General features: G+C 66.0%; 26 protein-coding genes and 1 riboswitch. Of the genes, 10 read left to right on the top strand and 16 right to left on the bottom strand.

Going from position 1 to position 24,845, the window contains the following annotated elements:
* Window positions 1–8: 8 nt before the first annotated feature.
* Window positions 9–629 carry an alpha-ketoglutarate-dependent dioxygenase AlkB gene (locus ABZ677_RS25685; protein WP_037187441.1) on the bottom strand — a complete coding sequence of 207 codons (621 nt, stop codon included), beginning with the start codon at window positions 627–629 and terminating at the stop codon, window positions 9–11.
* A gap of 59 nt (window positions 630–688) precedes the next feature.
* On the opposite strand from ABZ677_RS25685, the gene ABZ677_RS25690 reads away from it, so the two are divergent.
* Window positions 689–1,114 (top strand): VOC family protein, encoded by a 426-nt coding sequence (locus ABZ677_RS25690; RefSeq protein WP_358374523.1) that lies wholly within the window; start codon window positions 689–691, stop codon window positions 1,112–1,114.
* Here ABZ677_RS25690 and ABZ677_RS25695 read toward each other — a convergent pair.
* Complete coding sequence (locus ABZ677_RS25695; RefSeq protein WP_037187437.1) at window positions 1,107–2,132, bottom strand: AraC family transcriptional regulator; 1,026 nt, start codon at window positions 2,130–2,132, stop codon at window positions 1,107–1,109. The genes ABZ677_RS25690 and ABZ677_RS25695 overlap by 8 nt on opposite strands.
* Window positions 2,129–3,301, bottom strand: a complete 1,173-nt coding sequence (locus ABZ677_RS25700; protein ID WP_358374526.1) for a pyridoxal phosphate-dependent aminotransferase — start codon at window positions 3,299–3,301, stop codon at window positions 2,129–2,131. Before ABZ677_RS25700 ends, ABZ677_RS25695 begins: the two co-directional genes overlap by 4 nt.
* A 62-nt stretch (window positions 3,302–3,363) precedes the next feature.
* Between ABZ677_RS25700 and ABZ677_RS25705 the strand changes: the two genes are divergently transcribed.
* On the top strand, window positions 3,364–4,350 hold the full coding sequence (locus tag ABZ677_RS25705; protein ID WP_358374528.1) for an LLM class F420-dependent oxidoreductase: 987 nt from the start codon (window positions 3,364–3,366) through the stop codon (window positions 4,348–4,350).
* A 16-nt stretch (window positions 4,351–4,366) separates the two neighbouring features.
* Here the strand turns inward: ABZ677_RS25705 and ABZ677_RS25710 are convergent, their stop codons facing one another.
* The 3 genes from ABZ677_RS25710 to ABZ677_RS25720 form a co-directional block, all read right to left on the bottom strand.
* On the bottom strand, window positions 4,367–5,035 hold the full coding sequence (locus ABZ677_RS25710; protein ID WP_358374531.1) for a DUF3239 domain-containing protein: 669 nt from the start codon (window positions 5,033–5,035) through the stop codon (window positions 4,367–4,369).
* A 39-nt stretch (window positions 5,036–5,074) separates the two neighbouring features.
* Complete coding sequence (locus ABZ677_RS25715; RefSeq protein ID WP_037187427.1) at window positions 5,075–6,730, bottom strand: DNA repair helicase XPB; 1,656 nt, start codon at window positions 6,728–6,730, stop codon at window positions 5,075–5,077.
* Between the two features lie 89 nt (window positions 6,731–6,819).
* Window positions 6,820–9,111 carry a helicase-associated domain-containing protein gene (locus tag ABZ677_RS25720; protein WP_358374534.1) on the bottom strand — a complete coding sequence of 764 codons (2,292 nt, stop codon included), beginning with the start codon at window positions 9,109–9,111 and terminating at the stop codon, window positions 6,820–6,822.
* Window positions 9,112–9,172: 61 nt separating this feature from the next.
* On the opposite strand from ABZ677_RS25720, the gene ABZ677_RS25725 reads away from it, so the two are divergent.
* Entirely contained in the window at window positions 9,173–9,361 is a 189-nt protein-coding gene (locus tag ABZ677_RS25725; RefSeq protein ID WP_008719333.1) for a hypothetical protein, read from the top strand.
* Window positions 9,362–9,438: 77 nt separating this feature from the next.
* Here the strand turns inward: ABZ677_RS25725 and ABZ677_RS25730 are convergent, their stop codons facing one another.
* The 3 genes from ABZ677_RS25730 to ABZ677_RS25740 all read right to left on the bottom strand — a co-directional run bounded on the left by ABZ677_RS25730 (window position 9,439) and on the right by ABZ677_RS25740 (window position 11,131).
* Complete coding sequence (locus ABZ677_RS25730; RefSeq protein WP_094739827.1) at window positions 9,439–10,050, bottom strand: transglycosylase family protein; 612 nt, start codon at window positions 10,048–10,050, stop codon at window positions 9,439–9,441.
* Window positions 10,051–10,058: 8 nt separating this feature from the next.
* Window positions 10,059–10,266: riboswitch (cyclic di-AMP (ydaO/yuaA leader) on the bottom strand.
* 269 nt (window positions 10,267–10,535) lie between these two features.
* The gene (locus ABZ677_RS25735) at window positions 10,536–10,910 is read right to left on the bottom strand and encodes a YccF domain-containing protein (RefSeq protein WP_037187421.1); all 375 of its coding nucleotides are present in this window, start codon (window positions 10,908–10,910) and stop codon (window positions 10,536–10,538) included.
* A 2-nt stretch (window positions 10,911–10,912) separates the two neighbouring features.
* Entirely contained in the window at window positions 10,913–11,131 is a 219-nt protein-coding gene (locus ABZ677_RS25740; protein ID WP_037188795.1) for a hypothetical protein, read from the bottom strand.
* Window positions 11,132–11,329: 198 nt separating this feature from the next.
* Between ABZ677_RS25740 and ABZ677_RS25745 the strand changes: the two genes are divergently transcribed.
* The gene (locus ABZ677_RS25745; protein WP_170945744.1) at window positions 11,330–11,746 is read left to right on the top strand and encodes a cold-shock protein; all 417 of its coding nucleotides are present in this window, start codon (window positions 11,330–11,332) and stop codon (window positions 11,744–11,746) included.
* 14 nt (window positions 11,747–11,760) lie between these two features.
* Here ABZ677_RS25745 and ABZ677_RS25750 read toward each other — a convergent pair whose 3' ends face one another.
* Genes ABZ677_RS25750 through ABZ677_RS25760 form a run of 3 tightly spaced genes read right to left on the bottom strand, consistent with a single transcriptional unit; the run spans window position 11,761 to window position 14,874 of the window.
* Window positions 11,761–12,273 (bottom strand): DUF2771 domain-containing protein, encoded by a 513-nt coding sequence (locus ABZ677_RS25750; RefSeq protein ID WP_037187417.1) that lies wholly within the window; start codon window positions 12,271–12,273, stop codon window positions 11,761–11,763.
* Window positions 12,270–14,030 (bottom strand): MFS transporter, encoded by a 1,761-nt coding sequence (locus tag ABZ677_RS25755; protein ID WP_358374540.1) that lies wholly within the window; start codon window positions 14,028–14,030, stop codon window positions 12,270–12,272. The genes ABZ677_RS25750 and ABZ677_RS25755 overlap by 4 nt, the downstream gene beginning before the upstream one ends.
* A 4-nt stretch (window positions 14,031–14,034) precedes the next feature.
* Window positions 14,035–14,874 carry a glutaminyl-peptide cyclotransferase gene (locus ABZ677_RS25760; RefSeq protein ID WP_358374543.1) on the bottom strand — a complete coding sequence of 280 codons (840 nt, stop codon included), beginning with the start codon at window positions 14,872–14,874 and terminating at the stop codon, window positions 14,035–14,037.
* Between the two features lie 32 nt (window positions 14,875–14,906).
* Here ABZ677_RS25760 and ABZ677_RS25765 point away from each other — a divergent pair, with 32 nt between their 5' ends.
* Genes ABZ677_RS25765 through ABZ677_RS25775 form a run of 3 tightly spaced genes read left to right on the top strand, consistent with a single transcriptional unit; the run spans window position 14,907 to window position 19,190 of the window.
* A complete protein-coding gene (locus ABZ677_RS25765) occupies window positions 14,907–15,905 on the top strand; it encodes a DUF3027 domain-containing protein (RefSeq protein ID WP_094633038.1) in 999 nt (332 codons plus the stop codon).
* 23 nt (window positions 15,906–15,928) lie between these two features.
* The gene (locus ABZ677_RS25770; protein ID WP_358374546.1) at window positions 15,929–18,649 is read left to right on the top strand and encodes an ATP-binding protein; all 2,721 of its coding nucleotides are present in this window, start codon (window positions 15,929–15,931) and stop codon (window positions 18,647–18,649) included.
* Window positions 18,639–19,190 carry a phosphatase PAP2 family protein gene (locus ABZ677_RS25775; RefSeq protein WP_358374549.1) on the top strand — a complete coding sequence of 184 codons (552 nt, stop codon included), beginning with the start codon at window positions 18,639–18,641 and terminating at the stop codon, window positions 19,188–19,190. The genes ABZ677_RS25770 and ABZ677_RS25775 overlap by 11 nt, the downstream gene beginning before the upstream one ends.
* Here ABZ677_RS25775 and ABZ677_RS25780 read toward each other — a convergent pair.
* Both ABZ677_RS25780 and ABZ677_RS25785 read right to left on the bottom strand, forming a co-directional pair.
* Window positions 19,159–19,302, bottom strand: a complete 144-nt coding sequence (locus tag ABZ677_RS25780; RefSeq protein WP_155289340.1) for a hypothetical protein — start codon at window positions 19,300–19,302, stop codon at window positions 19,159–19,161. The genes ABZ677_RS25775 and ABZ677_RS25780 overlap by 32 nt on opposite strands.
* A gap of 141 nt (window positions 19,303–19,443) precedes the next feature.
* Window positions 19,444–19,683, bottom strand: coding sequence for a DUF2530 domain-containing protein (locus ABZ677_RS25785; RefSeq protein WP_358374553.1), 240 nt, complete (start codon window positions 19,681–19,683; stop codon window positions 19,444–19,446).
* A gap of 105 nt (window positions 19,684–19,788) precedes the next feature.
* Between ABZ677_RS25785 and ABZ677_RS25790 the strand changes: the two genes are divergently transcribed.
* Genes ABZ677_RS25790 through ABZ677_RS25800 form a run of 3 tightly spaced genes read left to right on the top strand, consistent with a single transcriptional unit; the run spans window position 19,789 to window position 23,050 of the window.
* Window positions 19,789–21,240, top strand: coding sequence for an NCS2 family permease (locus tag ABZ677_RS25790; RefSeq protein ID WP_037187411.1), 1,452 nt, complete (start codon window positions 19,789–19,791; stop codon window positions 21,238–21,240).
* A gap of 52 nt (window positions 21,241–21,292) precedes the next feature.
* Entirely contained in the window at window positions 21,293–21,721 is a 429-nt protein-coding gene (locus tag ABZ677_RS25795) for a MarR family transcriptional regulator (RefSeq protein ID WP_037188786.1), read from the top strand.
* A 57-nt stretch (window positions 21,722–21,778) separates the two neighbouring features.
* A complete protein-coding gene (locus tag ABZ677_RS25800) occupies window positions 21,779–23,050 on the top strand; it encodes an MFS transporter (protein WP_037187409.1) in 1,272 nt (423 codons plus the stop codon).
* 7 nt (window positions 23,051–23,057) lie between these two features.
* Here ABZ677_RS25800 and ABZ677_RS25805 read toward each other — a convergent pair whose 3' ends face one another.
* Together ABZ677_RS25805 and ABZ677_RS25810 are read right to left on the bottom strand one after the other, a co-directional pair.
* Window positions 23,058–23,663, bottom strand: a complete 606-nt coding sequence (locus ABZ677_RS25805) for a response regulator transcription factor (protein ID WP_037187407.1) — start codon at window positions 23,661–23,663, stop codon at window positions 23,058–23,060.
* Entirely contained in the window at window positions 23,660–24,823 is a 1,164-nt protein-coding gene (locus ABZ677_RS25810) for a histidine kinase (RefSeq protein WP_358374557.1), read from the bottom strand. The genes ABZ677_RS25805 and ABZ677_RS25810 overlap by 4 nt, the downstream gene beginning before the upstream one ends.
* Between the last annotated feature and the right edge of the window lie 22 nt (window positions 24,824–24,845).

A 24,845-nucleotide genomic window follows, 5' to 3' on the forward strand; every position in this document is an offset into this window, starting at 1 on the left:
GTCGTGTGTCAGCGAACCCCGCGCGGTCGGAACTGCACGCTGATGCGTGGGCCGGTCGCGCGGGTGGACTTGGGTACGGCATGCTCCCAGGTCCGCTGACACGAGCCACCCATCACCACCAGGTCGCCGTGCCCGAGCGTGAACTTCAGCGAGGTTCCGCCGCCGCGCGGTCGGAGCATGAGTTGTCGTGTGGCGCCGAGCGATACGATCGCAACCATCGTGTCCTCGGTGGCGCTGCGGCCGATGTTGTCGCCGTGCCAGGCGACGCTGTCCGATCCGTCGCGGTAGTAGCACAGTCCGGCGGTGGCGAACGATTCACCGAGTTCGGCGCGGTAGTGCTCGTCGAGGGCGTCGCGCGCGTCGTACAGTGCGGCGTCGGGCCACCGCTCGCGCTCGGCGTAGAACCGAACCAGGCGCGGCACGTCGACCACGCGGTCGTACATCTGCCTGCGCTCGGCCCGCCAGTCGACGGCGTCCACCAGCGAATCGAACAGGTGGGTATCGGCCAACCAGCCCGGGCGAACGTCCACCCACGCCCCGAGTGTCAGTTCGCGACGGGTGACGGACTCGAGCGACCCGACGCCACCGTCGGCGTCACCGAACAACGAGCCCTGCATGGCGAGCGACATGACCGCCACTGTATCGAACGTGTGTTCCCATTTCCAGCGAACGGCGGTAGCGTGCCGTCATGGGATATCGATTTCAGGTCGTCGTCGACAGTGCGAACCCGCATGCGCTGGCGAAATGGTGGGCGCAGACTCTGGGCTGGCAGGTCGAACCCAGCAACGAGGACTTCATCCGTGAGATGGTCGCTGCCGGCCATGCCCGCGAAGAGGACACGATCACGTTCGAGGGCGTTCTGGTGTGGCAGGCGGGCGCGGCGATCGTCGATCCCGAGTCACCCGGCAGCCCACGGGTGCTGTTCCAGTCGGTGGCCGAGCCGAAATCGGAGAAGAATCGGTTGCACCTCGACATCCGCGTCGGCGACGAGCGTGAATCGGTGGTCACGCAACTGGAAGCACGGGGTGCGTCGGTGCTGCATCGAGGACATCAGGGCCCCAGTGTCTGGATCACGATGACCGATCCCGAGGGCAACGAGTTCTGCGTCAGCTGAGACGGTATGCGCCGGGGGTCTGACCGGTCCAACGCTTGAAGGCTCGGCGGAACGCGCTGGGCTCGGAGAAGCCCAACCGGGCAGAGATGTCGTCGACGCTGTCTCCGCGGCTGAGCCCGGAGATCGCTGCGTCGCGCAGCACCTCTTCGCGCAGTTGGTTGATGGAGGTGCCCTCCTGCCGAAGGATTCGTCGCAGGTGCGGTGGGCTGATGTTCAGCATTGCCGCGATCTCGTCGGTTCCCGGTGCGCCACCTTTGAAACCGGTTTCCAGGGCGCGGCGAACCTGGCTCGACGCAGTGCTGTCGTAATCCCGGGACGAGAACAGCAGATTGGGCGACTCCGCGAGATACTCCGCCAGACTCGCCTCGGTCTGCACGATCGGTGCCCGCATCACCGCGCTGTCGAATTCCAGTGTCGCGAGCTCGGTTCCGAACTCCACGTGGGTTCCGAAGATGGCGTCGTACATCTTTCCCGCCTCGGGTCCCGGCAGCGCATAAGGCAGTTGCACCGACAGAAGCTTGACCCGGCTGCCGATGAGCCACGCTGCGAATCGGTGCAGCAGAATCAACAGGAAGTCGGTCAGCAGTCGCTCGGCGAGTTGGTTGCCTTCCGGGCTCAGATGGGTGGTGGGGGTGACGTGCACGGTCAAGACCGTGGATTCTTCGGTTCGATCGATCGTCATGGGGCGCACCGGTATCAGTACCCGCATGGTCTCGGACATTCGAATCAGTGCAGCCCACAGGTTCTCGGTGTGTATGAGAGTCTGGCACACCACGCGAAAGCTCCCGCGGCGAACCGGTACTGCGGCGAGACCGAACAGTTCGTCGCCGGTCATCGTCCAGACGGCCTGGGTGAACGCGGTGACCTGCCGAGTGGTCAGACGCTCCGTCGGATTGTCGAGGATGGTGGCTCCGATGCCGGCCATCGACAGTGGGTAGGTCAGGTCCACTCCGCTCTTCGTCGCGAGGTCGACGGCCTGCCTCACGAAGTACGCCGGGATCGTCGGTTGCGGAGTCACAACTTCCGTAGCCTCTCGGCCGCGTCGGCGAGTACCTCGTCCTGTTTGCAGAAAGCGAAGCGCACCAACGATTTCCAGGGAGCTGGCTCGTCCACGAACGCGGTGACCGGAACGGCGGCGACGCCCACCAGATCCGGTAGGGCACGGCAGAACTCGTAGGCGTCACCGCGCCCGATCGGTGCGATGTCGGCACAGACGAAATACGTTCCCGCGCTGTACTTCACATCCGCTCCCGCGGCGACGAGAGCGTCCGAGAGCGTGTCTCGTTTGCGTTGCAGGCCGTCGCGCATCGCCGATATCCACGCCTGCTCGTGCTCCAATGCGTAGGCCACGGCCGGCTGGAAGGGAGTGCCGCCCACGAAGCTCATGAACTGTTTGGCGGCGCGGACGGCGTCGATCAATCGGGAAGGGCCGAGCGCCCAGCCCGTCTTCCATCCGGTGGCATTGAAGGTCTTCGCGGCACTCGACACGGTGACGGTGCGCTCGAACATTCCGGGCAGTGTCGCGATAGGGGTGTGCACGCGGCCGTCGAAGACGAGGTGTTCGTAGACCTCGTCGGTGAGGACCAGCAGATCGTGTGCCACCGCGATGTCGGCGATGCGGATCATGGTGTCGCGGTCGAAGACCGTGCCGGTGGGGTTGTGCGGGGAATTGACGATCAGCATGCGTGTTCGGGGCCCGATGGCGCGTTCGAGGGCGTCGGTGTCGACGGTCCACCCGTTGCCGTCGGCGACGAGTGACACGGCGGTCCTGGTGGCACCGGCAAGAGCGATGGCGGCCGCGTAGGAGTCGTAGAACGGCTCGATCAGCAGGACGTCGTCGCCTGGCTCGATCAGACCGAGGAGGGACGCCGAGATCGCCTCGGTGGCACCGACGGTGACGAGTATCTGAGAATCGGGGTCGTAGCTCTGACCGAATCTGGCCGCCCTGTCGTCGGCGATGGCAGCGCGCAGCACCGGCATGCCGGGGCCGGGGGAGTACTGGTTGAGGCCGCTGGCGATGGCCTCACGCGCGGCCTCGAGCATGGCCGGTGGGCCGTCGGTGTCGGGGAAGCCCTGCCCGAGGTTGACGGCATTCTTCTCGACGGCGAGAGCGGTCATCTCGGCGAAGATCGTCGATGCGAACGGGCGCAACCGTGCCACTGTGCGCGAGGGGAACAACTCGGACATTCCTGCAGCGTAGTTCACAGACCGGAACCGGTCCTTCGCCCTGCGTCTGTACTGTGCCTGTCATGCGATTCGGATTGTTCGTGCCACAGGGGTGGCGTCTCGATCTCGTCGGTATCGACCCTGCCCGGCACTGGAGTGCGATGCGCGATCACGCGCTCGCCGCCGAGGCCGGTCCGTGGGAATCTCTGTGGGTCTACGACCACTTCCACACCGTTCCGACAGCGACCGACGAGGCGACGCACGAGGCCTGGTCGCTGATGTCCGCCTTGGCCGCATCCACGTCACGCATCAGGCTGGGACAGATGTGCACGGCGATGGCGTACCGCAACCCGGCCTACCTCGCCAAAGTTGCTGCCACCGTCGACATCATCTCCGGCGGCCGCGTCGAGATGGGCATCGGAGGCGGCTGGCACGAGCACGAGTTCCGCGCCTACGGCTACGGGTTCCCCTCTGCCGGAGAACGATTGGGCAGGCTCGACGAGGGTGTGCAGATCTTCAAGCAGGCATGGACGGCCGGAGAGGTGTTCCTCGACGGCAAGTACTACGAGATCGACGGTGCCGTGGTGCGACCCCTACCGTTGCAGGAGGGAGGCATTCCGCTGTGGATCGCGGGCGGCGGCGAGAAGGTGACTCTGAAGATCGCCGCGAAGTACGCGAACTACACCAACTTCGACGGAACCCCCACCGGATTCGCCACGAAATCTGCTCTGCTGCGCGAGCATTGCGCGACCGTGGGTACCGATTTCGATGCCATCGTCCGTTCGGCGAACTACAACGTCGCCATCGGCGCGACCGAGGCCGAGGTGGAAGACAGACTGCGCGCCCTCGAAGCTCGCCTGACCGAGTACGTGGGTGCCGAGAAGGCGCACAGTGCACTCGACGCGTACCGCGGCATGCCCGTCGTGGGAACTCCTGAGCAGATCGTCGAGAACCTGACGGCGCTGCAGGACCAAGGGATGACGTACGGCATCTTCTATTTCCCCGAAGCGGCCTACGACCGCTCCGGCATCGAACTCTTCGAGCGGGAAGTGATCGCCGCACTGGCTTAGGTCGTTGCTGCAGGATCTAGCGCAGGTCGTCGGGAAGATCCGCAGGATCGATGAGCAACTGTTGGTTCTTGGCCGTGCGGACCTTTTCCGACAGGCCGATGTTGGCGTGCAGCAACGCCCACTCGCCCTCGGTGATCTCCTCGACGGCGCGTGTGATGACTGCCGGATCGGTGGTTCCCCATGCGATGGGCATCGCCGAGGCCAACTGCCACGTTCGACCGCCGGTGTTTCGGCCACGGTCCGCGAGAACCGACACCGCGGGCACCTGTGCGCCCCGCTCGACGGCGTGGCCGGGAAGCGACCGCACGACGCGGGTGATCAACACGAAGTGCGGCTCGTCGACCTCCGGCTTCGCGATATCGACCAGGGCCAGCAGTATTGCTCCACTCGGTAGCTTCTCGGCCACCACCGCCGGCACCAGATCGCCTGCAGCATATTGCGATTCGATGGAACCCATCTTTCGGGGCGCCCACAGCATCACCCAGAGCGAGGTGGCCGCGCCGATCAGGAACACCACGCCGAGGATGTACGACCACGGGGCCGCGATCCAGATGAACCACACTCCCAGCGCGATCAGGAACACCGCGGTGAGCGCTGCGGATGCCCGCAACCGGCGAAGCTCGGTGAACGTCTCGTTGACCGACTTCGCGTGGGCTACGTCTACAGGGAACTCGAACTTGCGCACACAGGTATTCCTAGCACGGCACCGAGCCGACCCGAAGTCTCAGATCGCCGGACCGAGCAGATCGTCCGCGTCGGTGATGCGGTAGGCGTAGCCCTGTTCGGCGAGGAAACGCTGACGGTGGGCTGCGTACTCGGCATCGAGGGTGTCGCGGGAGACCACCGAGTAGAAGTGCGCCTGACCGCCGTCGTGTTTCGGTCGGAGCAGTCGGCCGAGGCGCTGAGCCTCTTCCTGCCTGGAGCCGAACGTTCCCGAAACCTGCACCGCAACGGAGGCTTCCGGAAGGTCGATCGAGAAGTTCGCGACCTTGCTCACCACGAGCGTCTGGATCTCGCCCTTGCGGAACGCGTCGAACAGGACTTCACGTTCCTTGTTCTTGGTCGAGCCCTGAATGACCGGAGCGTTCAGCGCTTCACCGAGCTCGTTCAGCTGGTCGAGGTACGCACCGATGACCAACGTCGGAGCGTCCTGGTGTTTGGCGAGGATCGATTTCACGACGGCGATCTTCGTGTGCGCCGTCGAACACAGCTTGTAGCGCTCCTCGGGCTCGGCGACCGCGTACGACATGCGCTCGGCATCGGTGAGGGTGACGCGAACCTCGATGCACTCGGCCGGCGCGATCCAGCCCTGTGCCTCGATGTCCTTCCACGGCGCGTCGTAGCGCTTGGGCCCGATCAGCGAGAAGACGTCGCCCTCGCGGCCGTCCTCGCGGACGAGCGTCGCGGTGAGGCCGAGGCGTCGACGCGACTGCAGATCGGCCGTCATCCGGAACACCGGCGCGGGGAGCAGATGCACCTCGTCGTAGATCACCAATCCCCAGTCGCGGGAATCGAAGAGCTCGAGGTGCTTGTACTCACCCTTGGTACGACGCGTGATCACCTGATACGTGGCAATTGTCACAGGGCGAATCTCTTTGCGCTCTCCCGAATACTCGCCGATCTCCTCCTCGGTGAGCGAGGTGCGTGCGATGAGTTCGCGTTTCCACTGCCGACCGGCGACGGTGTTGGTGACCAGAATCAGCGTGGTCGCCTTGGCTCTGGCCATCGCAGCTGCGCCGACCATCGTCTTGCCCGCGCCACAGGGCAGTACGACGACGCCCGAGCCGCCGGCCCAGAACGAATCGGCCGCCATCTCCTGGTAGTCACGCAGCGTCCAGTTGCCGCCCTCGGTGTCGAGCTCGATGGGGTGGGCTTCTCCGTCGACGTAGCCGGCGAGGTCCTCGGCAGGCCAGCCGATCTTGAGCAACATCTGCTTCACGTGGCCGCGTTCGCTCGGATGCACGATCACCGTGTCCTCGTCGACCATCGCGCCGAGCATGGGCGCAATCTTCTTGTGGCGCATCACCTCTGTGAGCACTGCGCGGTCGAGGCTGATCAGGACCAGACCGTGTATCGGGCTCTTGACCAACTGCAACCGGCCGTAGCGCGCCATGGTGTCGACGATGTCGACCAGCAGCGGTTGCGGTACCGCGTAACGCGAGAAGTTCACCAGCGCGTCGACCACCTGCTCGGCGTCGTGGCCTGCGGCACGTGCGTTCCACAGTGCCAGCGGGGTGATGCGATAGGTGTGCACGTGCTCGGGGGCACGTTCGAGCTCCGCGAACGGTGCGATGGCCGCCCGCGCTGCACCCGCGAGTTCGTGATCGACCTCGAGCAACAGCGTTTTGTCGGACTGGACGATCAGCGGGCCGTCGGTCACGGGTTCCTCCTAGAGACATCTGCTGCGCCCGAAAGAGCGCAACTTCTCCATTGTCCACAGGTAGGGGCGTGCGTGCACGTGAGCCCGGTCTACTCGACCAACGCGACCGAGGTGATCCGGTGCAGCGTGAAGCGCCGAACCCCACCGGTGGCGGGGTCGAACGCGTCGAGTTGGCCGCCGCCGATGCTGATCGGATCGACGATGCGATGGGTCGCCACACCCTGGGCATCGACGTAGCCGATGCTCACGCTCCGTTTGACCTTCGCCGCGGTCTGCAGCAGCGTCATCGTCGCGGTGCTGCTGGCCCGAGATCCGTCGGCCCGCACCACTGCGCCGCCGTTGCCTGCTGCTCTGTCGGCAGCGCGCATCCCGCGCACCAACGAACCCAGCTGTTCCTCGGTGGGGACGGCCGGAGTGCGGAACGCCTGGCGTGGCCGCCTCGCCGATACCCGCGACCCGCGGGATCGCAGATCGACGATGGTGCCGGACGAGTCCTCGCCCGCAGGCGCGAACCCGGCTCCGGCCAGGACCGTGAGCACTTCGGCGAGCGGGGCCTGGGAGATCGCGACAGTCGGAGCCAGTGCTCTCAGGGCCAGTGATTCGGCAGCCGGGGACGCCATCACCTCGGCCAGCAATGCCGGATCCTCGCATCGAACGAACGACGCGGCGACGCCTGCTCGTAGCCGGCCGTGCCGACGAGCCACGTCGTCGATCAGATAGGTCAAGGCCTGGGGCACCGGCGTGCGCGAGTGGGTGGCGAACAACGTGTGCAGCTCGGAGGCGCTCAGTCCCACATCGAGAGCGCGGCGCAGGCTGGTGTCGCTGATCCGGTACATCGTGGCTGCGCCCGCGGATTCCACATCGGCGACCAGTTCGATTCGATCCTGCAGGTCCGGCTCGAGCGGGCCGGGTGCCACCAGCGTGAGATCGGCTTGCACCAGGACGTAGTCGATGGGCTCGGGCAGGGCCGCACGCATGTCGGCCTCGGCATTGCCGTCGTGCAGCAGGGATCGGCCCGGGGTCGAGATCGCCCCACGGGCGACGATGCCGAGAGCCGTTGCCTCGGCGAGGACATGTCCGACGGGCGTGACGCCGAAGCGCCCCGACCACCGGGGTCGACGCCACGCCAGGGTGCGGGCGAGGTCGGCGGGCTGCGCTGCGTGCCCACTGCCGAGTTCGGCGAGCAATTCCAGGATCATGCGTCGATCCCGCGGTGCGGCAGGAGAGCGGACTTCCTCGGACAGGGCGGCGATGGGCTTGTCGTTGGGGTCACGCATCCCGATGACCCACGGTGCCCGCGGCACTTCGAGCCAAGCGGAGGCGAGGGTGTGCCAGCGGGCCGCCGGGGCTGCGGTGAGCCATGCGTCGACGGCAGGGGTCGGCGCCCAGTAGTCGTCGCCGTTGTCGGACGCAGGAACCGGGTCCGGTGTTCCGCTCGAGATGAGATGGGCGGCCGCCAGCAACTCGACGAGGACACTCACTCGGTCGTCGTCGAGGCCGGTTGCCTTGCTGATCTTGCGGAGCTCGCGCACTCCGAGGCCGCCGGCCTTGAGAGCGGGTGCAGGAGAAGCGGACAGTGCCTCGATCACTGCGACGCAGTGCCGACCCAGCTCGAGTGCCTCTCCTGCGGCAGCGGCGTCGACATCGGCGAGCGAATACGTGCCGGTGGCGAGCTTGGGTTCGGCGAGCGAGCGTGGGTCCGACATCGGTTCGCCGCGCAGGATCTGCCCGACCTGGACGGGAAGCTCGACGGTTTGCTCGTCCAACCAGATCAGCAGGCCTGCGGCGAGCAGCTTCTGGACGGGTCGATCCGGCGGCGTGCCCGGTGCGGCGTCGCGGGTACGGCCGGTCGGGGACGATCTGGCGAGGGTCTCGAGAAGACTGCGTTCGCCGTCACCGAGTTCGGCCAGGGCCGCGGTGATGTGTGATTCGGTGAGGTTGTCCACCGGGTCGAGAGCGCGGCCGATGCGCCACGGCACCGCGTCCGCCGCTGTGGCGCCGATCCGGAAACCGGCTGCGTCGCCCCACACCAGCAGGCGTTCGCGCAGCTGGGCCAGTGCCTTGTCCACGCTCTTGGCCGGTGCGCGTTTGGCGACCACGGCCAGCAGCGCGGCGCGGGTGACGGGCCGCTCGTACGCCTCTTCGATGGCGAGGATCTCGAGCACCGTCAGGGCCAGGGTGTCGAGGGTGTCCGCGGTGTGCAGGATCGACCGGCGCTGCTCGGCCCGACCGGCCAGCACGGCCAGGGATGCGGGCGGCGGCGCGGTCAGATCCGGACGCAGCGACATGGCCCTGATCAGCTCGGCGTCGCTGCGAGCTGCGATCCACTGAGGCAGATCCGGGGGCGTGTCGGTGTGTCGGTGCGCAGTCGTGTCGGTCATCGTCTATCAGATTAGAGACCTGGGCTGGTGCTTGCCGCAGGGCAGGTGTCAAAATAGGCGCATGGTGAACAAGTCGAAGAAGCCCTATGTCGATCCAGGCTGGCCGGAAACCGCTCGCGGTGACCACGCGGTGACCGAACTCTCGTCCGCTCGCTCGGGTGGCTTGTCACCCTTCGGCGAAGACACGGAGTTCCCGCTGCCCGTCGAAGACCTCCCCTATGCCCATCCGGTGACCGTGGTCAATCGCTAGCTGCGGCACTCGAGCACGAAAAAGCCCCCGACATCCGTCGGGGGCTTTTTTCGTACGAGCTGAACCGTCGCGGGCGCTTACTGAGGCAGGAATGCCTTGTTGGCCTGGTAGAAGTTCACGATCTGCGGATCGAGCTGGATGCCCTGGGCCGCGTTCTGCACGAACGAGGCGATCTGCGGATCGTTGGTGATGTTCTGGACGGCGGTGACGATGCCCTCGACGACCTCGGCCGAGTTGTCGACTGCCGGGATGGACGTCAGGTCGGGCAGTGCGGGAACTTCCGGTGCCTTGGGGGTGACCGGAACGCTGCGCTCGGTGGGCGCGCTGCTCAGTCCGAGGCTCGAGGAGCAGGACGGCCATGCGCCCCAGCCCTGCGAGTCGAGGACCTTCTCTGCGACTGCGATCTGCTCTTCGCGGCTGGCCTGGTTGGCCGTGGCCGCGTACTGCTGGCCGCCGTGTGCGTTCCAGGTGCTGGGGGAGAACTGCAACCCGCCCTGGTAACCGTTGCCGGTGTTGATGCCCCAGTTGCCGCCGGCTTCACACTGTGCCAGTCGGTCCCAGTCGGAATCCGGTGCCGCGTTGGCGGTGCCGGTGAAGGCGATGCTTGCGGTGCCCATGATGGCTCCGGTGACAGCGACCTTTGCGACGGTCTTGCCAGTGGTGCTCGGCTTGCGATGACGTCCGCTCATACGAGTTGAAATCCTCTCCACACGCGCCTGCGAGGTCAGCTGTCGGGTTCGGGCTGAGAGGTAGCCCGGCCTTTTCGCTCACTCCTGCGAGTGGGCAATTGGGCTTCACCCCAAGGGAAGTCGGTGCGACTTCGTGAGTCGCTACAACTTCCCGGTTGTCCGTGGAGGACGTGGGTCCCCCGTCCTCGTCCCCTGGGTGATCGTCGAGGGTGTTCCGGTTCCCGCGGGACGAGGTTTGGCGCTGCGGGTCGGAATTCGGCCGAACTTTCCGGCCGCTGCTGACCGTACTGAAATTCCCGCCTTACGTCACTATTTGGTAACTGTCGATTTCGAGGTGTCGTCGAGAGCGCATTTCGTCCCTCTTTCGGGTCTCTCGAGTCGGCCCAGCTAGTGGACGTGCCGGGCATTGAACCCCTGTCCGTTGCCTACCCGTTACCGGAGCGTGATGTGATGGAAGTCACATCGACCGGAAGCGGTTCGGAAGGTCACCGAACGGCAACGATGTCCTTGCCGAGGGGCATCAGGGATACGGGAATCATCTTCAGGTTCGCGATCGCCAACGGGATGCCGATGATGGTGATCGCCATCGCGACGGCGGTGACCACATGAGTCAGCGCCAACCACCACCCGGCGAGGATCAACCAGAGCACGTTCCCGACGAGCGCGCCGGACCCGGATCCCGGCTTGTCCACGATCGTCGACCCGAACGGCCACAGCGCGTAGACGCCGATGCGGAACGACGCGATGCCGAACGGAATGGTCACGATCAGGATGCACAGCAGCAGTCCGGCGAGGAAGTAGCCCAGCGCCAGCCACAGGCCGCCGAACACCAGCCAGATGACGTTCAGTATCAACCGCATGGTCAGCGCGCCCTTCGTCCGGATGCCAGCGCGTACACCAGGGCCAACACGAAGCCGGTCGGCGCGGAGAACATGGCCGTCAGGTACAGCCCCAGTGGGGGCTTGGCGTCGGAGAAGATCGGAAACATGAGGATCGCGACGATGGCGACGAGGCCGATCGCGAACAGGGCCAGCGCGATGCGCAGCAGAGCGGTGCTGCTCTTACGGGTCGTTGTGTCCACGTACACCACGGTAGTGCGAAACGGGGCACTGTGAAGAGCGCAGTGCAGGGAACAACTCGAATGCTCTATCCGGGATCACCGCGCTAGACTGACGTATTCGCGTCCTACGTTCTCGTGGGGCGCGAAACTCGTGCGGGCCGAACATCGGTCCCACGAACAACGCAACTTTCTACAGCAACAGATGAACGGGTGAGCTCAGTGCCGACCGGCAAGGTGAAGTGGTACGACGTCGACAAGGGATTCGGATTCCTCTCGCAGGAGGAAGGCGAGGACGTCTACGTGCGTTCCTCGGCGCTGCCCGAGGGCGTCGAGGGCCTCAAAGCCGGTCAGCGAGTCGAGTTCGGTATGGCCGCGGGACGTCGCGGACCGCAGGCACTGAGCCTGAAAGTGCTCGAGCCGGCACCGTCGGTGCGTCAGAACACCGGCAGCCCCCGCCGCGAACCCGTCGAGCGCAAGCACACCCCCGACGAGCTGCACGGGATGGTCGAGGACATGATCACGTTGCTCGAAGCGACCGTGCAGCCCGAGCTCCGCAAGGGCAAGTACCCGGACCGCAAGATCGCTCAGCGCATCTCCGAGGTGGTTCGGGCCGTCGCCCGCGAGCTCGACAGCTGATCTCGGGGACCGATCTACGGGCGCGTGCCGATCGACCAGATGGCGTGGCTGACGAAGCCCTCCTGATTGGTGTCGGTGTCGATGATGCCGGTGGGCAGACGAATTTCGATTCCCAGCAGGGTTCGGTCGCTGTCGTCCGTGGTGGGCACCGTGACACTGAGCCTGGTTCCGGGTTCGTTGAACGCGCTGTCCTCGACGACGTTTCCGCTGTCGTCGCCGTAGACCAGGGCGAGTACCCACGGTGCCGAGTAGACGGCCTCGGGGAGCGAGAGCTGCACCGCCGGGGCCTTGCCGACCTGGATCTCGGTGGTCTCTCCGACGTTGGTGCACAGCGGGTCGCTGACGGCGCAGTACAAGTACGGCTCCACGTCGACGGCCCGGCCGTTGGCGTATGCGGAGACGACCGGTTCCTTCTCCGGCGCGTTCCCGATCAGCAGGGCGAGCACCGCGACGAACGCGACGGCGACGACGAGCAGACCCGTTGCGGTCAGGGCGGCGATCTTCTTGGTGCGGGGAGCGAGATTCACTTGGTCACGTTTTCGCCGAAGGAACCGTCGGACACTTCTTGTTCGACGTGGTCGGGGCGGTTGCCGCCGAAGCCGGGCAGAAGTGATCTGCCGCGGTAGGTGAGGAATGTCTGCACGAGCCCGATCGTAAGCAACACCGAGACCACGGTGAAACCGAGCCAGTACTCGGTGGGGAGCAGCACGCCGAGCGTGCCGCCCAGGACCCAGCACAGCTGCATGACGGTTTCCGATCGGCCGAATCCGGACGCGATCGACTCCGGCGGCAGGTCGGCCTGCAGGGATGCGTCGAGGGAGACCTTGGCGAGTGCACTGGCGCTCGACGCAACGAGCGCGGCCACCGCTGCGGTGAGCAGGCTGTCGGTGACCGCGGCGACGACGGCCACCACCGTGACGGCGAGCGTGCACCGAAGAACCACAAGGGATGGCCGGCCGAGCTTGATCCTGGCACCGAGCGCGTTGCCCGAGAAGTTGCCGAGACCGGCGGCGGCTCCGACGAGTCCGAGCATCGCGGCCTGCTGAAGCGGCTCGTGTTCGGTACGGGATTTGGCGACGAACGCGATGTAGAGCGTCAGGAAGCCGGTGAGAATCCGGATGGTGCCGTTACCCCACAGACCGACGATGACGGCCCGGCCCAGGGGCTGTCTGCGGTTCTTGGTGCTGCTCGACGTCGGCGGGGACGAGGTCGTGCGGCGGAGGTTCTCGGTCGGAGCACCGTTGCCGGCGTAATCGTGTCCACCGTGCTGCTCTGCGTGGTAGCTCAGGGTCGCGGGCACCTCGCCCTCGGTGATCTCCACCCAGGACGGGATGCGCATGCTCAGGTAGGCCCCGAGCACGGTGATCGCCGCGACGAACCACAGGGCTCCCGGCGAGCCTGCGACGAACGCGATGCCGCCTGCGACGGCACCGGCCGCGATGGTGCCGCCGAGCAGTCCGAACACCGTCAGACGGGAGTTGACGCGAACGAGGTCTATCTCCGGTGGCAGTACTCGCGGCGTCACCGCGCTCTTGAGCACCGCAAAGGACTTGCTGAGGACGAGCATGCCGAGCGCGGCCGGATACAGCACCCAGCTGTCGAAGTTGAACACCAGCACCACCGCCAGCACGGTGCGCAGCCCGAAGGACGTGGCGAGCGCGATGCGTCGGCCCTGCTGCAATCGGTCGAGCAGCGGTCCGATGAGCGGCGCGATCAACGCGAACGGCGCGATGGTGATGACGAGATACAACGCGACCTTGGTCTTGTCCTCACCGGTGGCCGCGGAGAAGAAGAGAGTGTTGGCCAATGCGATCGCCAGCGCTGCATCCGATGCGAAGTTGGCCATGGTCGCGTAGGTCAGTGCAGTTAGACCGGACTTGTCGGCACCGTCGGCCTTCGCGGCTCGCTGGAACGACGCGATTCCCTTGCCGGTCAGTTCGCGTCCGCGCATGGCTGCGACGCGGGTGACGGTCAGCTTCTTGGGCATCGGCGGTGGCTTGCGTGCACCGGCTTTGCCGCGCACCGCAGTGATCTGCTCGGTACGCGGCGGGTGCAACGGCGGCAGCGGCTGACGTCGACTCGGAACATGGGTGGGCGTGAGAGGAACAGCGGGCGGGTAGTTCGCCAGACCGGGGTGCTCGAGGTGGTCAGGAGCGGAGCCTGCGGAGTGACCGGGTCGGTCAGGAGCACCGTTCTGCTCGGGGGCGTGAGCGGAGCCTGCGGAGTGATCCTGTTCTGAATCGTCCGCACCCGGTGGGGTGTGGGGGAGACGTGGATCGGTCACGGTGTCAATTCTGTCCTACCGGAGCGGTATCGGTGAATCGCACCTCGAAGATCGTGGGCCAGTATTTGCCGGTGACGAGGAATCGGTCGGTGCCGGGAATCTGCGCGATGCCGTTGAACACGTCGGCACCGCCTCGTTGAGAGGCCGACATCGAATTCCACAGGGGGGTGCCGTCGATGACGGCCGTCACCGCGCCGGTCTCGGGGGCGATGCGCATGATGTCGAACGTCTGCCACACGTTGGCGTACACCGATCCGTCGTCGGCGCATTCGAGTTCGTTGAGCCGCTCCACCGGATTGCCGTCGAGAGTGACGTTCACGGTGCCCTGGGCGTCGAACGACGTGGGGTCGCGGAAGGTGAGGGTGGACGAACCGTCGCTCATCACGAGGCGGTCGGCCGATGCCTGCGTACACAGCCCCCACCCTTCGCCGTCGTAGTTCACTCGACGTTGCTCGGCGAGGGTGTCTCGGTCGCGGGCGATCGCGACGCCGTCCTGCCAGGTGATCTGCCACAGGGTGTCGCCGTCGACGGTGATGCCTTCGCCGAACAGGTCGGACGGCAGGTCGACGCGGTCGAGTTCGGTCATCGTGTCGAGCGATGTCCGCCTGACGAACGACGATCCTTCCAGTCCGGTGCCCTCGTAGAGCACGTCGCCGTCGATCTCGAAGCCCTGGGTGAAGGCGTCCTTGCCGCGGTCGTATTCGCGCACGACCTCGGTGGTCAGTGTCGGAACCGAGTCCGACGTCACCGGGGTCGGCTGCGTCGTCGACGAGCAGGCAGTGACTGCCAGTACCGAGGTGAGGGCGGCGGCGAAGGTGCGGGCGCGGGCGGTCATTGCACCCATGATGGCAGCCCGAACTGGGCGTCACCGAGTCGATGCGGCAAACTGAATGTGTGAGTTTCGTATCTTCTCCAGAGCTCGATTCCATCCGCCCCGTCTTGGCCGATGCCGCGGACCTCGCGCGGCAGGCTCTGCTCGACCTGGGAGAGGGCGGTATCGGCGAGTACCTCGGGGTCACCGCCGAAGACGCCAGTGCGGCCACGCACCGGTTCGCCAGCGATCTCGAGGGGTATCGCGGATGGCAGTGGGCCGTTGTGGTCGCCGCCCCGGAGGACGCGGATCACGCCACGGTCAGCGAGCTGGTTCTGCTGCCGGGCCCCGATGCCCTCGTGGCTCCGTCCTGGGTGCCCTGGGACGAGCGCATCCGTCCCGGTGATCTGGGCCCCGGCGATCTACTGTCTCCGCGCCAGGACGATCCCCGGCTCGTACCCGGGTACGTCGAATCCGGTGACCCTGCCGTCGACGAGGTGGCGGGCGAGATCGGTCTCGGCCGAACCAAGGTCATCAGCCTCGAAGGACGCCTCGACGCCGCCCAGCGTTGGCACGACGGCGACTTCGGTCCCGATACCGAGATGGCCAAGGCCGCGCCGTCGACCTGCGGGCTGTGTGGCTTCTACCTCCCCATCGCCGGCTCGCTGTCCGCCGCTTTCGGTGTGTGCGGCAACGAGTTCGCGGCCGACGGACACGTGGTGCATGCCGAGTACGGCTGCGGAGCGCACTCCGACACCGAACTCCCCACCGGAGCCGGATCGCCGCAATTCGAGCCGTACGACGACGCTGCACTCGACGTCATCGCCTCGCCGGTCGCTCCGGTCGAGCCTGCTGCTGTCACCGAGACAAGCGACACCGCCGAGAACACCGACACCGCCGAGACGACGGAAGAGGCTTCGGCTGCCCCGGAAGAGTCGGCTGCCTCCGAGGAGTCGGCGGCCGCCGAGGTCGTGGCGGCCGACCACGCCGAACCCGTCGCCGATGATGCGTCGAGCACCACCGATGTTGCTGCGCAGGAAGAAGCTTCGGCATCTCCGAGCTGATAGACCCGTTCGACACCGGGTCGTTGCGGGAGTCGATTCTCGCGGCGTGGGGCTCTTCTCCCACCCGGCTTCGGGAGGACTCGGCGTCCGAGTCCGATCTGGTGCGCGGGGGCTACCGCGATCGTCTGCTGACCGAGCTGGCGCAGAACGCGGCGGACGCCGCGCAGCGTGCCGGCGTCCCGGGCCGGCTGGCCGTGTGGACCGATAGGTTCGGCGCTCTGCATGTCGCCAATACCGGTGCGGCGCTCGATGTCTCGGGCGTACATGCCCTCACCGCGCTGCGGGCTTCGGCCAAGGGGGCGATGGATCCCGGCGTCGGACAGTTCGGGGTCGGGTTCACCGCCGTGCGATCGGTGTCCGACGAGATCGAGGTGCGCTCCCGCAACGGCGGCGTGGCGTTCAGCGCACGGCGCACGCTCGAGGCACTGACCGAGCGAGGCATGCCCTTGCCCGACACCGGCGTGCCGGTGCTGCGGCTCGCATGGCCGGTCGCAGATTCGCCCGCCGAGGGCTTCGACACCGAGATCGTGTTGACATTGCGAGCCGAGGTAGCGGCGGATTCTGTCGCAGCAGGCTTTGTGGACGAGGCCGTCGACCTGCTGCTCGAACTGGAGGCATTGAACTCCATCGAGATCGACGGCGTCGTGATCGGCTGCAGCAGAATCGAATTGGACGACCGATCCTCCGAGATCACGATCGGTGCGCGAACCTGGCGGCAGTTCACCACCCCGGCTGCCCGCTGGCTCGCTCCGGTTGTCGACGGTCTGCCCGTTCCCGCTCCGCCCGATGTGCTGCGCGCTCCGACTCGGTCGGACGAGCTACTGTCGTTGCCCGCGTTGGTCATTGCCGATGTGCCGATGCAACCCGATCGGCGACGCGTGTTGCCGGGTGTCTCGTTCGACGCGGTAGCGCACGGGTACGTGGACTTCGTGGCCTCGCTGCCTGCCGCATCCAGGGTGTCGTTCGTGCCCGAGGTCGGATTCGCTCGAAGTGAGGTCGATGGCGCGCTGCGTGAACTCGTGTTTCGTCGATTGTCCTGCGCGCCATGGCTTCCCGGTGCAGGCGGACGCGACCTCGTGCCCGAGCGAGCGAACGTCGTCGCGGATACCTCCGAGGAACTCGTCTCGGCGCTGGTCGATGTCGTACCGAATCCGGTCGACGCATCACTGTCGGGTGCGCGGTATTCCTCGGCGCTCGCGGCAGTGGGTGTGCACCGCATCGGGTTGGCGAGGCTGGCGGAGATGGTCGGTGGGCTCGATCGCGAGCCGAGTTGGTGGCGGCGACTGTTCGACGCGTTGGCCCCACTCGTGGTCGACGGTGTGGCTGCGGAAGAGCTTGCTGCACTGCCTGTTCCGCTCGCAGACGGTCGTACGGTGACCGGCCCGCGGACGACGGTGATCGGATCCGATTCCTCGGCTGCGGTCCCCTGGGTGAGGCTGGTGCACCCGGACGCGGTGAGTCCGCTGCTGTCGCGTCTGGGTGCCCGCGAGGCGACTGCGACCGAGCTGCTCACCGACCCGGCCCTCGAGGCGGCGCTGGACGATCTCGACTGGGACGAGAGCGAGGAGGTCGACGGGCTGGTCTCCGCCGTGCTCGCGTTGGCAGGAGAGGCGGGCGAACTACCCGGTTGGCTCGGCGGCCTGCCCCTCGAAGACGACGGGGGCGAATTGCGCAGCGCCGACGAATTGTTGCTTCCCGGAGCGCCGTTGGCAGATCTGCTGATACAGGATTCACCGTTCGGTGTGCTCGCGCCTGCGGTGGTGGACAGGTTCGGTGAGCGGGCGCTGCGAGCAGTGGGCGTCGGGTGGGGATTTTCGGTGGTGCGTGACGAACTGCCGACCGGGCCGGATCATGATCTCGACGACGAGTCGGCGTGGTGGTCGAGTCTGTCCGAGGAGCCGGAGACGCTCCTCGCGGTCCGAGATCTCGACCTCGTTCGATCGGATGCCTGGTCCGAGGCGTTGACCGTGTTGCTCGACGATCCCAGTACCAACGCGGCACTGGTCGATCGTGACGGCTACACCGCGTGGTGGCTCAGGCATCATGCGCGACTGCATGATTGGCGTCCGATCAGCTTTCGGGCACCGTCCGACGAGACGTTCGCCGGGCTACTCGATCCGCTGGATCATCCGCGTGCCGACGAGTTGCACGCCGTGCTGAGCGCGTCGTTCTGTGACGGCGTCGATACTGCTCGAATTCTGTTGCGAGCGCTGTCGGATCCACAGCGGAATCCGACCCCTGCCGTGATCGCGCGAACCCACACCCTCATCGCCACCGCTGTGGCGGAGCGGCGTATCGACGTGTCGGACATCGACCCACCGGATCGTGTCCGCACCCTCGGCGGCGCAGTCGTGGACGCGTCGGATGCGCTGGTGATCGATGCCCCGTGGCTGGCGAGCGTCGTACCACCGGAGGTGGCCGTGCTCTCGGACATGGCCACCGCCGCGGTGCTGGCCGACGTGCTCGACATCAGGTCGGCATCGGAGGCGATCAGCGGCGAGGTACTCGGAACCGGGCGGGTCAGCTCCTGGGACCGGGAACCCGGGGCTGTATCAGCCTGTGCGGTCATGGGATTGCCGCTGCCGTCCGGCGGGGTGGTGGTGCATCGCGAACTCGTGGTGCGGCTGTCCGGTGACGTGAGCGGCGAGCTGTCCATCAGTGGAGATCGAACAGTCCCGTGGTGGGTGACCGCCGACGGAACGGTGCATTGTTCGCAGAGTTGGGAGCGACCTCGTGGGGTTTGACGGTGTGATCCTGGACTGGATGGTGGAGCATCGAGTCGGATGGGTCACGACGATGTTCTGGATCATCACCACGGTGGGAAACACGGTATCGATGTTTCTGCTGTCCGCGGTGGTCGTCGTGGCGTTGCTTCGCGTCGGACGCAGATCGGATGCCGTGGTGGTCGCGGGAGCGATGCTCACCGGGTGGGGGCTGATGAATGCGCTCAAGTTCGCGTTCGCGCGGGAGCGGCCACCGATTCCGGAGCGGCTGGTGGATATTGCGAGCCATTCGTTTCCGTCCGGCCACGCGATGATGTCGATGGTGCTTGCCACGGTGGCGATCGCGGTGATGCTGCGATCGTCCACGCCGTGGCTGCATCGGCCGGTACTGCTCGTGTTACCTGTGGTCGCGTCCCTGCTGATCGGATTCTCTCGGATCTACCTGGGTGCGCATTGGACCACGGACGTGCTGGCCGGCTGGGTGTTCGGTGCCCTGTGGGGGCTGGGGTGGATCTATGCCGTCAGGCTGATCAGCGCGAGAAATCAGAGCGCTGGGCGATGACGAGCAGCTCGTCGCGCATGGCCGGGCTGGAGACAGCGTTGGCGCGTGCGTAGAGGGCGCGGAGCGAGCGGACGTGGTTACGGCGATTGCGGTACTGAGAGACGAGCTTCATGGCCTGGCTTTCGTGGATCAAGAGGTTGTTTTATCTGACATAACCCATGGTCCACGTTAACTTTGTGTTACTCAACCGGCTGAGGGGTTAGTTTGCCCACGTCAGGGGCGGTGTGGTGACCGGGCTAACGTGATGCTGGTCTCAATCGAGGCCGCGCTGGGCGGTTTTGCTCCCGCGACGTGACGCCGCTCTCTGCATCAGGAAGATTCCGAACCCTACGGCACCGACTGCGATGCCGGACCAACACGTGGCAAGAGCGTCGCCGCCCCGATCTCCGGTCGCTGTGAACACCACGAGCGCGATGATCCAGCCGAGGATGCCGATGGCCAACACCGGCACGGGATCGGTGAGGCTGCGCGGGATCTGCGGGAGGTCGGCCACAAAATCACGCTACGCCACTGCGTCGGTCTCGGCTGCGCCGCTGTGTCGGTCTCGGCTGCGCCGTTGCGGTTACCCAACTGCTTCGGAGTGCTTTATCGTTCGCTCATGCAATTGTCGTCGCGGCTACTCGACAACTACTTCAAGATCACCGAACGAGGCTCGACGGTCGGATCCGAGGTCCGAGGAGGCGTGGTCACCTTCGTGGCCATGGCCTACATCGTCGTCCTCAATCCGCTGATTCTGGGCAGCTTCTCCGCCGACGACGCGGCCGCCAAGACCGATGTGCTCGGCAACATCCTGCCGGTCGCCCAGGTTGCCGCCGTGACCGCGCTGGTGGCCGGATTCATGAGCATCGCCTTCGGCATCATCGCCAACTACCCGTTCGGCATCGCGGCGGGCCTGGGCATCAACACCCTGCTCGCCGTGACGATCGCACCGCAGGTGACGTGGCCGGAGGCGATGGGGCTCGTCGTCATCGACGGCATCATCATCGTGCTGCTGGCGGTGACCGGATTCCGCACGGCGGTGTTCAACGCGATCCCGGCCGAGCTCAAGGCAGCGATCGCCGCCGGTATCGGCGCGTTCATCGCCTTCATCGGTCTGGTCGATTCCGGCTTCGTGCGACGTATCCCCGACGCCGCGGGCACGACGGTTCCCGTCGGGCTCGGCATCGACGGGTCCATCGCGTCGTGGCCGACGGTGATCTTCGTGTTCGGGTTGTTGCTGATGGGCGTGCTGGTGGTGCGCAAGGTGCGCGGCGGTCTGCTGATCGGCATCGTGGTCACAACGGTGCTGGCGGCGATCGTCGAGGCCGTCACCGATGTGGGTCCGTCCAACGGTGTCGACCCCAAGGGGTGGAATCTGTCGGTGCCGCAGTTGCCTGCACAGCTGGTGCAGTCGCCCGATCTGTCCCTGGTGGGCAACGTCGATCTCTTCGGAGCGTTCACCCGCATCGGTGTGTTGGCTGCGAGTCTGCTGGTGTTCACGCTCGTCCTCGCGAACTTCTTCGACGCGATGGGCACGATGACGGGGCTGGGCAAGGAAGCGAAACTGGACAAGGACGGAAAGCTGCCGAACATCGGTAAGGCTCTGGTCGTCGAGGGGGCCGGCGCAATCGTCGGAGGCGGCGCATCGGCGTCGTCGAACACCGTGTTCGTCGAATCGGCTTCCGGAATCGCCGAGGGTGCGCGTACCGGGCTGGCCAACGTCGTGACCGGATTGCTGTTCCTGTTGGCCATGTTCTTCACCCCTCTCACGGCCGTCGTTCCGATCGAAGCGGCTGCTCCGGCACTGGTCGTGGTGGGTGCGCTGATGATCGGGCAGGTTCTCGACATCGACTTCCGCCGCTTCGATTACGCGCTTCCCGCGTTCCTGACCATCGTGGTGATGCCCTTCACCTACTCCATCGCCAACGGGATCGGCGTCGGTTTCATCACCTGGGTGATACTCGCGGTCGGGTCCGGCCGCGCGAAGTCGGTACACCCCCTGTTGTGGATCGTTGCACTGCTGTTTGTTGCATATTTCGCGGTCGGACCCATCACCGAGGCGGTTACATGATGCGGGGTCGGTACCAGGGCGTATTCTCTGCGCTGTGACGTCGGGAAATGGTGTGAAGGACAATCGGGAATTGGCAAGCGATCTGTCGCTTGCGGTGGTGAGGCTGACTCGCCACCTTCGGGGTAGGCGAGTGGACTCGCAAGTCTCGCTCACTCAGCTGTCGGCTCTGGCCACGCTGAGTCGGGAGGGCGATATGACGCCGGGTGCATTGGCCGCGCGAGAGAAGGTCCAGCCGCCGTCGATGACGCGGGTGATCGCGTCGTTGGCCGAACTCGGTCTGGTGGCGCGCACCCCACATCCCACCGACGGGCGGCAGGTGATCGTCTCGCTCTCACCGGCCGGTCGAGAGCTGATCGCCGACGAGGCCAGTGCCCGCGAAGCGTGGATGACCGCGCAGCTCGCGGGCCTCGGACCCGAGCAGCTCGACACACTCCGTGATGCGGTGACGATCATCGGGGCCCTCGTGAGCGACTCCGAGTAGTTACCTAGGGTTATTATCTGAATGGTGGCCCCTGCTTCCCGTACCTCCAGCTCGACGATGTTCGCCGCCCTGAAGACTCACAACTACCGATTATGGGCGTCGGGGCAGATCGTTTCGTTGGTCGGCACGTGGATGCAGCGGGTTGCCCAGGACTGGCTCGTTCTGACGCTGTCCGGCGGCAACGGCTTCGCCGTCGGCATCGTCATGGCCCTGCAGTTCGGGCCGACACTGTTCCTCTCGGTCTGGGGTGGGGTCCTGGCAGACCGCTACGACAAGCGCAAGCTACTCATGATCACCCAGGTCTTCGCCGCGGTGTGCGGTCTGGTGCTCGGCGTGCTCGACGTCGGAGGGATGGTCGAGCTGTGGCACGTCTATGTCATCGCATTCATCCTCGGCTGCTCGTCCGCGATCGATGCTCCGGTGCGACAATCGTTCACCATCGAGATGGTCGGCAAAGAGACCCTCGCCAATGCGATCGCGCTGAACTCGATGACCTTCAACATGGCGCGCATCGTCGGGCCTGCCGTGTCCGGAGTGCTCATCACCCTCGTCGGCACCGGCTGGGTCTTTCTCATCAATGCCGTGTCGTTCGCGGCGGTGTTCGGTGCCCTCGTCGCGATGAACGTCGGTCAGCTCTTCCGCGTCGAACCGGCCCCACGCGCCAAAGGGCAGGTGCGGGAGGGATTTCGGTACGTCTGGGGGCGCGGTGACCTACGAGTCCTGCTGGCCACGGTCTTCATGGTCTCGACGTTCGGCCTCAACTTTCCGCTGAGTCTGTCGGTGTTGGCGCGCAACACGTTCGGTAGCGGAGCAGACGCCTACGGTCTGCTCTCGACAACCCTGGCAGTGGGCACGTTGGCCGGAGCGACTCTGGCTGCGCGGCGGGCGAGCGCGCCGCGCCTGCGGCTGTTCATCGGTGCCGTCATCGCATTCGGAGCCTTCGAGCTGATCGTCGGATTGATGCCCAACTATCTGCTCGTGGCACTGTTGCTGATACCCACCGGTGCCCTGACACTGACGTTCACGACGTCGGCGATGAACATTCTGCAGATGTCGGTGCCGTCCGACATGCGCGGACGCGTGATGGGCATCTACATGCTGTGCTTCCTCGGCGGTACTCCGCTGGGCAGTCCGGTTCTCGGTTGGCTCGCCGACGCCCTGGATCCGCGGGCACCGTTGCTGTTCGGTGGGGCCATCTCTCTGGCGACCGGCCTCTTCGCGGCCGTGTATCTACTGCGGCACAACAATTTGCGGATCACCGTCGTACCGCCCGCCGACGGTCACCGGCTCCCCACCCTCGATACCGTCGCCGTGAGCACAAAGGTGTGACGGTGGGTCAGATCCAGCCGTGGCGTCGAGCGAGAGCGCAGGCCTCGTGTCGGTTGGCTGCACCCAGTTTCGCCGCCGCAGCGGAGAGGTAGTTGCGGGTGGTGCCGGGCGAAAGATGGGCCCGCCGTGCGATCTCCGCGATCGACGCGCCGTCGGCGGCGAACTCGAGCACATCGGCCTCGCGCGGAGTGAGCGGCGAGTCTCCGGCTCCGATGGCTTCCGCGGCCAGCGTGGGGTCGACGTAGCGCCCGCCGCCGTGCACGGTGCGCACCACCTCGGCCAGGGTCGCCGCCGAGGTGGTCTTCGGCAGAAATCCGCGCACTCCGGCTTCGAGCGCCTTCTTCAGATAGCCCGGCCTGCCGTGACTGGTGACGATGATCGACGCGCAGGTGGGCAGCATCTCGGCGATCTTCTGGGCCGTCTCGATGCCGTCGATCCCGCCCATCTGCAGGTCCAACACGGCGACATCGGGGGCGAGAGAGGCCGAGACGGTCAACGCTTTTTCGCCGGAGTCGGCCTGCCCGACGATCTCGATGTCGTCCTCGAGATCGAGCATGGTCGCAAGCGCCGAACGAATGAGATTCTCGTCGTCGGCCAGTAGAACTCGAATCATGATGTCGTCCTTGTCGGGTCGTTCCGCAGGCTCGACTCCTGCCTTGGGTTCTCGATCGGTAGCGCCGCGGTGAGGGTGAATTCCTCGGAGGTCTTCTCCGTGTTCAGGGTGCCTCCGACCGCGACCAATCGTTCCCGCAACCCGCTCAGTCCCGTGCCGTCGTCGCGGCCGGACGATGCACTGGGATGGTCGTTGGTCAGGCGAATGCTGTTGTCGGTCAGCTCGATCCGGCAATAAGTGGCAGCGGAGTGGCGCAGAATGTTCGTCACTCCCTCGCGGACCACCCAGGCGGCCGCCTCGGCCGCGCGCTCGGACAGAACCGATGTCTCGCCGACCAGTTCGGTGGAAATACCTGCGGCGGACAGCAGTGATCGAGCTCCGTCGAGTTCCGATGCCACATCGACCGATCGATAGCCGCGAACCAGCTTTCGGGCGTCGGCCATGGATTCCTGGGCCAGCAGGCGAACCTCGTCCATCTGGCCCGCCGCTCGATCGTCACCCCGGCGAGCCAGCGTCGCGGCGAGTTCGCTCTTGACGGCGATGGCAGAGAGTGCGCGCCCGACGACGTCGTGCAGATCTCGAGAGAATCGCAGACGCTCCTCGGCAACCGAGAGTGCGGCAGCAGCGTCGCGAGTGGCGTCGAGTTCGGTGACGATGCGCAGCAACCACGCCGACAGTTGCACGGTGAACGCCATGAAGGCGATGAAGATGCCGAGTATCAGAGTTTCCACTGCCGGGGTTCCCACAGCCGCCGCGATCACAGCAGCGGCCACAGCCGCCGCCAGGGACCATCGCAACGGAATCAGGGTCGCGACCGCAGTGGTGACGAGTACGGCGGCCCACAGTGCGTTGCTCGTGGTCCCGCCGGCAACCAGCACCACGGCGGCGACTGCCGTGATCGCCAACGGAATTCGTGGGCTGGCCGTCGACTCACCGCCGAGCGCGGGGGTGCGCTGCACCACCACAAAAGCGGCGGCGGCGCAGACAGCAGTCGCTGCCATCGACAGATAGTCGTCGTACTGCAGAGATGTCAGCATCGCTCCGACGGCAACACCGACGGTGATGAGCAGGAAGGACTGGCGGGTGTAGACGCGCACCTTGTCCACTGCACTGCTGTCGTTCCAGCCGTGCAGTGGATTGAGGTACTGGTGCAACTTCATGATCTCCAGCCTTGCAGACGGT

The sequence above is a fragment of the Rhodococcus sp. NPDC006774 genome, assembly GCF_040636045.1.
Classification (GTDB): domain Bacteria; phylum Actinomycetota; class Actinomycetes; order Mycobacteriales; family Mycobacteriaceae; genus Rhodococcoides.

Bases quoted from the DNA above. Each gene is read 5' to 3' on its own strand.
- ABZ677_RS25780 (WP_155289340.1), bottom strand. From the start codon at position 19,302: ATGAAGCTCGTCTCTCAGTACCGCAATCGCCGTAACCACGTCCGCTCG.
- ABZ677_RS25760 (WP_358374543.1), bottom strand. From the start codon at position 14,874: ATGGGTGCAATGACCGCCCGCGCCCGCACCTTCGCCGCCGCCCTCACC.
- ABZ677_RS25700 (WP_358374526.1), bottom strand. From the start codon at position 3,301: ATGTCCGAGTTGTTCCCCTCGCGCACAGTGGCACGGTTGCGCCCGTTC.
- ABZ677_RS25790 (WP_037187411.1), top strand. From the start codon at position 19,789: ATGCAATTGTCGTCGCGGCTACTCGACAACTACTTCAAGATCACCGAA.
- ABZ677_RS25735 (WP_037187421.1), bottom strand. From the start codon at position 10,910: ATGCGGTTGATACTGAACGTCATCTGGCTGGTGTTCGGCGGCCTGTGG.
- ABZ677_RS25805 (WP_037187407.1), bottom strand. From the start codon at position 23,663: ATGATTCGAGTTCTACTGGCCGACGACGAGAATCTCATTCGTTCGGCG.
- ABZ677_RS25725 (WP_008719333.1), top strand. From the start codon at position 9,173: ATGGTGAACAAGTCGAAGAAGCCCTATGTCGATCCAGGCTGGCCGGAA.
- ABZ677_RS25765 (WP_094633038.1), top strand. From the start codon at position 14,907: ATGCGGCAAACTGAATGTGTGAGTTTCGTATCTTCTCCAGAGCTCGAT.
- ABZ677_RS25730 (WP_094739827.1), bottom strand. From the start codon at position 10,050: ATGAGCGGACGTCATCGCAAGCCGAGCACCACTGGCAAGACCGTCGCA.
- ABZ677_RS25705 (WP_358374528.1), top strand. From the start codon at position 3,364: ATGCGATTCGGATTGTTCGTGCCACAGGGGTGGCGTCTCGATCTCGTC.
- ABZ677_RS25810 (WP_358374557.1), bottom strand. From the start codon at position 24,823: ATGAAGTTGCACCAGTACCTCAATCCACTGCACGGCTGGAACGACAGC.
- ABZ677_RS25685 (WP_037187441.1), bottom strand. From the start codon at position 629: ATGTCGCTCGCCATGCAGGGCTCGTTGTTCGGTGACGCCGACGGTGGC.
- ABZ677_RS25690 (WP_358374523.1), top strand. From the start codon at position 689: ATGGGATATCGATTTCAGGTCGTCGTCGACAGTGCGAACCCGCATGCG.
- ABZ677_RS25720 (WP_358374534.1), bottom strand. From the start codon at position 9,111: ATGACCGACACGACTGCGCACCGACACACCGACACGCCCCCGGATCTG.
- ABZ677_RS25800 (WP_037187409.1), top strand. From the start codon at position 21,779: ATGTTCGCCGCCCTGAAGACTCACAACTACCGATTATGGGCGTCGGGG.